This is a genomic window from Flavobacterium sp., assembly GCF_049590715.1.
GTDB lineage: Bacteria > Bacteroidota > Bacteroidia > Flavobacteriales > Flavobacteriaceae > Flavobacterium.
In genome coordinates, this window is the sequence record NZ_JBAWDL010000065.1 from 1 (window position 1) to 2,648 (window position 2,648).

Annotated in this window: 3 protein-coding genes; 1 reads left to right on the forward strand and 2 read right to left on the reverse strand. The window is 33.9% G+C overall.

Annotated elements, in window-relative coordinates:
* Positions 1–731: dihydrolipoyllysine-residue succinyltransferase (sucB, locus tag WBQ70_RS03220; RefSeq protein WP_423910478.1), on the forward strand; the 731-nt coding region annotated here is incomplete at its 5' end.
* Positions 732–818: 87 nt separating this feature from the next.
* On the opposite strand, the gene WBQ70_RS03225 is transcribed toward sucB, so the two are convergent.
* Both WBQ70_RS03225 and WBQ70_RS03230 read right to left on the reverse strand, forming a co-directional pair.
* The gene (locus WBQ70_RS03225) at positions 819–1,256 is read right to left on the reverse strand and encodes a retropepsin-like aspartic protease (protein ID WP_423910481.1); all 438 of its coding nucleotides are present in this window, start codon (positions 1,254–1,256) and stop codon (positions 819–821) included.
* Positions 1,232–2,648, reverse strand: a 1,417-nt coding sequence (locus WBQ70_RS03230; RefSeq protein WP_423910484.1) for a CHAT domain-containing protein, incomplete at its 5' end; no start/stop codon positions are given. The genes WBQ70_RS03230 and WBQ70_RS03225, both read right to left, overlap by 25 nt.

Sequence of the window (2,648 nt, forward strand, 5' to 3'; positions counted from 1 at the left end):
GAAGCCGTGGACAAGAGCGTACTAAATTATCCATGTTGCGTCGTAAAGTAGCTGAACGTTTAGTAGCTGCTAAAAACGAAACTGCCATGTTAACTACTTTCAACGAAGTAAACATGACGCCAATCAATAACATCCGTAACGAATACAAAGATGCTTTCAAAGCAAAACACGGTGGACTCGGTCTAGGTTTTATGTCTTTCTTTACCAAAGCAGTAACAAGAGCATTACAATTATACCCAGACGTAAACTCTATGATGGACGGTGATCACAAAATAGCTTTTGATTTTGCTGATATCTCAATTGCTGTATCTGGACCAAAAGGATTAATGGTTCCTGTAGTACGCAACGCTGAGAATTTGACTTTTCGTGGTGTTGAAGCTGAAATCAAAAGATTAGCTATCAAAGCACGTGACGGACAAATCACTGTTGACGATATGACTGGTGGAACTTTTACAATCACTAACGGTGGTGTATTTGGTTCTATGTTGTCTACTCCTATCATCAACCCTCCTCAGTCAGGAATCTTAGGAATGCACAACATCATCGAGCGTCCTATTGCAGTAAACGGAAAAGTGGAAATTCACCCAATGATGTACGTAGCATTATCTTATGACCACAGAATCATTGACGGTCGTGAGTCAGTAGGTTTCTTAGTTGCTGTTAAAGAAGCTCTGGAAAACCCAATTGAATTATTGATGGATAACAATCCTAAAAAAGCTTTGGAATTGTAATCAAACACAAATTTCAAAAATAAAAAATCCCAAATTCCATCTACATTGGAATTTGGGATTTTATTTTTTTCGGAATACGCTTTCTTTTTATTGCAAATACAAATAGTGATTATAATAATCAATAATAGCCTTTCCCCTTAACAAAACATCAGCTCCTATTATTCCATGAACAGGCTTAGTTTTATATTGCATCAAGGCTTCATTTACATGAGATAAATCAAAAATAACCAAGTCAAACTTGCTTTTTTTCCATGTACCCAACTGCATTTTATTATTCGATGCCGTTTGAGTCAACATGCCAGTAGCACCCGCACCAGAAGCTTTGGTTTTAGAATCCTGTGCATCAACAAGAAACAATCCTACGGTCTCAAAACCAATACAACTACTAGAGGCACCTGTGTCCAAAATAAAATTCCCCTTCACTCCGTTGATTTTTGCTTTAATCAAAAGGTGTTGTGTTTTGGTAATTTTAAATTTTATTTTCTTGTATTTTTCCTGTTTTAGGATTTCTTGTAGTTTTTCCATTTTTTGAAACGAGTGAATATCAAAAGTAAACCAATTACCGCTATAAACCCAAATATAAGGTAGGCATAATTAAAAGATTCTTCTCCTGACGTTACACCACCATAATACACAAAAGCACTCCAATAATAGGGTGATTTCTTCGCATTTGAAATATTTTTATCATTCAAAAAAGCTAATTTAGCGTTATGATTCGCTTCAAAATAGGACACTCCCTTTTCACAATAATTGTAAAAATAATCCATAAAAACCGAAGTCGTGAAATCATTTACTTTCCACAAGGAGAATAGCAAATTTCGTGCTCCTGCAAACTGAAATCCTCTAGCAACACTCATCGCACCTTCGGATTTATATAGTTTCCCAATACCCGTTTCGCAAGCACTTAAAACTACCAAGTCAGGGTTAATATTTAAAGAATACAACTGTGGATATAAAACTTCTTGATCATACAACTTGATACTCGCAGCAGTATCTATATCCCCTGAACTCGCATGAGTCGATAAATGCAAAATAGAATAACTACTCGCATTTGCTTTAAAATTATCAAAAGTAGCTTGTTCATTTTCGAAAAAACGCCCTTCAAAATTTCGCTTTATCGAAGCCATTTCGTTTTTCGAAAAAGACAAAGCATATTTTGTTTTATCAAAAACAGGAAAAATACCTAACACATTTTTCCTAGGTTTTTCAACTGCTACTTCATTTAAATAAAAAGCTACTGAATTGTTATATCCAATCGCATAATCCTGAACCAAATAATGCATTTTAGCAAAATTAGTAGTCGAAGATTTCTCAGTAATTAATGCTTCGAAAGAGACAAAATTCAACAAACCATCCGGAATAATTAATAGCTTTTTACAGTCTGTTCCTTTAGGTAATTTTAAAACATCATAAACCACTTTTCCAGAATGATTGTATCCTCTTACATCTTTCAAGATTGCATCAGCATCTTTAAAATAATCAATGAATTTCCAAATCCCTTTCATTGTTTCTTTGTCATTATTAAAAGACTGCAATCGAATTGTATTGCTTTCAAAAACAAAACAGTAGGTCTTTTCAGTACCTGAAAAATAATTTAATAGAATAATACTCTCGGTATCTAATTTGGCAAACAAACTTTCAATTTTAATTTCCGAAGCTTCAGTAGGATTCTTTTCAGATTCTATTTTTTTCAACGATAGGACTAATTCATTTTGTTTTTCGATGGCTTTATTTATTTTCGAAATATCAGCTACTTCCCCTTTTTGTTGTTCTTTCGCAATTTCAACGGACCAATTTTGTATTTGTTCCAAATGTAGTTTTTCTGCTCTAGAGGCCGTTTTTGTTTTTAAAAGATAGTCTTTCAAAACAGTCGATTTTGTTTTTTCGGCTAACTGAAAAGCACTTTCGATATAGGAT

Coding starts and splice junctions, on each gene's coding strand:
- WBQ70_RS03225 (WP_423910481.1), bottom strand. CDS start 1,256: ATGGAAAAACTACAAGAAATCCTAAAACAGGAAAAATACAAGAAAATA.